This is a genomic window from Pseudoalteromonas denitrificans DSM 6059 (assembly GCF_900112265.1).
Lineage (GTDB): Bacteria > Pseudomonadota > Gammaproteobacteria > Enterobacterales > Alteromonadaceae > Pseudoalteromonas > Pseudoalteromonas denitrificans.
The window spans coordinates 52458-56491 of sequence record NZ_FOLO01000035.1 but is presented as its reverse complement, the minus strand read 5'-3'; the positions used below and the strand labels follow the sequence as shown (position 1 = coordinate 56491).

The window sequence follows — 4034 nt, the reverse complement described above, 5'->3', positions numbered from 1 at the left end:
TTTTATCTTTCTCAGTGTTTTTTACCTCGGTGTACTCAGTGCCCTCGGTGGTGATGCATGTTCATAGCAACAAAACCTTAAAAAATATTTACCACAGAGTGCACAGAGGCGCTTCGCACTACACAGAAAAAACAAATTAGCACTTTGCACTTTATACCTTGTTCACTTTATTTTTCTCTGTGTTTTACCTCTGTGAGCTCGGTGCCCTCTGTGGTGATAAATGTTTTAAATTAAGGACACTTACAGCATATCGTCTATATCTGTGAGCGTGAGTTCACCTGAGGCTGCTTTTTTAAATAACGTTTTAATCGATTCTTTGAGCCAATGTCTTTGTGTGGCCTCTGGACTGTGATCAAAATAAACCGGATATATAGGGAAACGTTGACGCATGCCATCTAAGTCATGCACACGTAATCCATTGCCTATTACTAATTTGGCTTCATTATTCGCATTTTTAACCCAAGCAGAATTTGTGGTATCGGCAGCATCTGTAGGCGAGCTATTATCACTAAATAAAGCCTTAGGCGTTCCAAACCAATAATGTTGTTTATAAATGCCTGAATACGCAGTCTCTGCTGACTTTCCTTTGCCCTGAGCGTCTTCTGATTTTAATGTTTGATAATCAGAGGTAGGTAAATTATGCGGATTCCAATGCTCAATTGGTGTACGTAAAATTAACTCTAAAGGTATCATCCAGCTAAAACCACCTACCACCTGCTTATGATCTGTTTTTGCGACAAATAAATTTGGATCGTTATACCCTCTGTTAGCACTTACACGACCACTGGCGTCGTTTCGATTAAAGCGATAACTGCGATTATAATAAGCCGCATTTAAAGGCTCGCCATTATTATTTTGTAGCACATCGTTTAAACCATATTGGTTATATTCTTCCGGTAAAAAAGCCCCTTCACCTTGCATGCCAGGCAGTTTTTCACACAAAGAAGCCAAATCAACACATTCAAAACGCGCCATGCGCGACCTGGCTATATTTTTCCAACTGCGATGTTTTGATCTGGTGCGTAAATCACGTACTAATTTAAAGCGATTGGTTTTATCTATAATGCCTTTAACCGCTTTATCTTCATCAAAAGGCAATTTACCGTTTTTAGATTGGATCACAACCACAGGATGTTGATGAGAACTATGTAAGTCTAAACCATTAAAGCGAGAGCCATCCCAGGTGATTTTAATATCATGAGAGTGATTAAAATTGGTACTTGTTGTTAAAATAACCTCAGTTAAAGTGCCATTTTTTAACCCAGTTATTTGCGCAGTGGTTAAAGATACCGATAAAGCATGGTAATGGCTGGCACTATTGCCAATTACAAATTTAGGGCTGTTAGTACCATTGTCTTGCTCTAAACTGGCAACCGGATAGCTATTAATACGATATTTTAAAATGCCAAATTGCGGCACACCAAATTCATCAACATAGTTTACCCGCATAGGTTGATACGGAATATTTTCAAGCCTATTTTTATGGCCCGATGCATTTAAATATCGCCCTTTATCAAACAATGTTTTTAACGAATTACCATCATTACTATGCCTAAAGCTATCTGCTGGGTCTTGTAAATTATCGTTTTGCACCGTTTCTATCCAGCACTCTAAGTACGATAAGTGCCAAATACAGTTTTCAGGGTTTTGCGTTTTAATATTTTTAAAATAACCCGCTTGCGTATCTGTTAAATTAAGCGTGCCATCATTATTAACACCTGTTGGCAGTGCTAAAACGTTTTCAGGTATTGCAGGCGCATGCAGGTATTCTCGCTTTAAAAATTCACCTTGAGTCGCATATTTTGTTTTATAGTCGTTATGTCGGGTTCTAAAATAATAACCATTAATACAAGCACTTATTTCTGCCATACCAGGTTGCGATTGATAATTGGGGTGATTATGTATGTTTAAAGTTGCATAGCTCACATCTGTTACTCTGTGACCTACTTCAAAACCTTTATCGGCCTGATATTGTCGTGTACCTACAATGCCACTGCCGCCATTCATGCGAATTAATTCGGCCATGCCCTCTTGGTAAGACGCGCTAGATAACCAGTCACGCTCTATCATATTAAATACAGGAAGTTTATGTGCTTTGTTTGGTTCATGAATACCATCAAACTCATCTTCTGGTACGCCTAATTCCCCCTGATTATTCAATGCCGTTTTTAAATCTTGATAGCGAGATTCTAGACGATTCGATAACGACTCAAGCTGCTTATTTAAAGACGTGATCGCCAAGCCTTTTTTAAGTTTATCAATCGCATTGTTTGCAAATGCCACTACAAACTGGGCATAAGCTGTTTCGTTATTAAGCCAGCCTTCAGATATTTGGCCATTGCCATCGGCCATAGGTACTTTACCCGGTGCTGGCTCAAACGCACTTTGGTAATTGGTGGTCACAGCAACAGCCGCTTTTGCTGCATTATCTGCCAATGCTAAAGTATCATCTATTTGTGTGATCGCTTCGCTGATTGAAGTTGCAATGGCCGTTTTATCTTCACTGACTTGAATTCCCGATGCAGCCGCTTCATTTGCCTGTTGTGTCGTTTGCGCTAAATACTCTTTAGCGGTATTGGCATATTGCTGTGTATTTTTAAGTTTTTCAATTGCTTGGTTTAAAGTCTGTTCGCTATCTGTTGCAGCCGTTGTTGCATGACTTGATTGCTCAGTTGCCACAGTTTGGCTATTTTTTGCATCTACTGCCGCTGTTGCCGACAACAAAGCTTGCACATCGGTGGCTTTGGCTTTAATTCGAATTAAATTTTGATACTCATCAGACTCTTTTAACGCTTGATCTAACGTATTTTGTGTTGCCACCACTTGTGTTATTTTTGACTCAACCAGGTGTTGGCTATTTTTAGCCTCTACCGCAGACTGTTTTGCTTGTTCTGATAAAACTTTTACCTGAGCTTTAATTTGATCATTGCTTGTTTTTAAATGTGTGACATGTGCTTTATCGTCTGATACTTTTTTAGCCAATGTGGGTGCATCGCCCATTAAGTCAATTGCTTCATTTGCAAAACGATATAAATCACGCCCGGCGCGGGTGGCATCGTCAACCAATTTTGGCACAGTCTCATTTAATTGGGCTAAGCCTTTTGTTTTATCAACAATATAGTCATCCATTTGACCCATTTTTTGCTGCGTTTGTGATGCAAGCGTTTCAACTGCATCATTTATTTTACCCATTTTACCTGTGACTTCACTGGCCAAAGAAACACTGGCAGCAGTTTGTTGCGCCGATGCTTCATTTAACTGGGCAATACGTTCTTCTAAACTCATTTTATAATCCTGCTTGTCTTAAACGTTCAGATAACACCATTTGCTGGTGAGCCTGTGTAATAATTGATGTGCCCTGAATCATGCCTGCGTGGGCAATTCTGGCAATTTCGGGTGTTATAAATAAATTAGCGTTGTTAATGCCCACTTCAAAACTGACCGACTGTTCAGGCAAAACAGAAACATTTAAAATAAATACTTCAACCCATTTGGTACGCGCTGATTTAAAGTGCAAACTGACATTTGGCATACTATGTACTGCCACAAGTATATCGTTTGACCAAAAACCAATTTCCCTGACATCAAACTCTAAATCACCGTCAAATAATGCTGAAAGACGAATTTGATTGGCGTCGAGTACTTCACCGCCACCTACCATGACTTTTTGTTTTTCATTACGCAGCTGCGTTTGATTTGGGTCTGGGCTATAACTTCTATCGCCTGCAGATACATGAGTGATAGACAGTTTAAGCCCTTGTCCATTCGCATTGACCACACTTGATAGACCTTGATGGGTCCAAACCACAGGTGTGAAATTCATAAATATTAATTCCTTTTATTAACTGGGTTTATACATAAATTTGTAAATTGATTTTTTGAGATGGCGACCACTGAGCGAGCAGAGGCTCAGCAATGAAAAATGAAAAATGAAAAATGAAAAATGAAAAATGAAAAATGAAAAAATATATTAGAACTTTAATGCCTTGACACTTTTATCTTTTCTCAGTTTTTTCTCGGTGAGCTCGGTGCCC

The 4034-nt window shown here is 39.1% G+C and carries 2 protein-coding genes; both read right to left on the bottom strand.

Features of this window, described 5'->3' with window-relative positions; translation table 11 throughout:
- Window positions 1-240 precede the first annotated feature (240 nt).
- A complete protein-coding gene (locus tag BM088_RS18035; protein WP_091987775.1) occupies window positions 241-3285 on the bottom strand; it encodes a hypothetical protein in 3045 nt (1014 codons plus the stop codon).
- 1 nt (window position 3286) lies between these two features.
- Window positions 3287-3823 carry a phage tail-collar fiber domain-containing protein gene (locus BM088_RS18030; RefSeq protein ID WP_091987772.1) on the bottom strand — a complete coding sequence of 179 codons (537 nt, stop codon included), beginning with the start codon at window positions 3821-3823 and terminating at the stop codon, window positions 3287-3289.
- Window positions 3824-4034: the final 211 nt, after the last annotated feature.

What these genes read in the sequence shown, in the direction of transcription:
- BM088_RS18035 (WP_091987775.1), bottom strand. Translation starts at nt 3,285, where the DNA reads ATGAGTTTAGAAGAACGTATTGCCCAGTTAAATGAAGCATCGGCGCAA.
- BM088_RS18030 (WP_091987772.1), bottom strand. Translation starts at nt 3,823, where the DNA reads ATGAATTTCACACCTGTGGTTTGGACCCATCAAGGTCTATCAAGTGTG.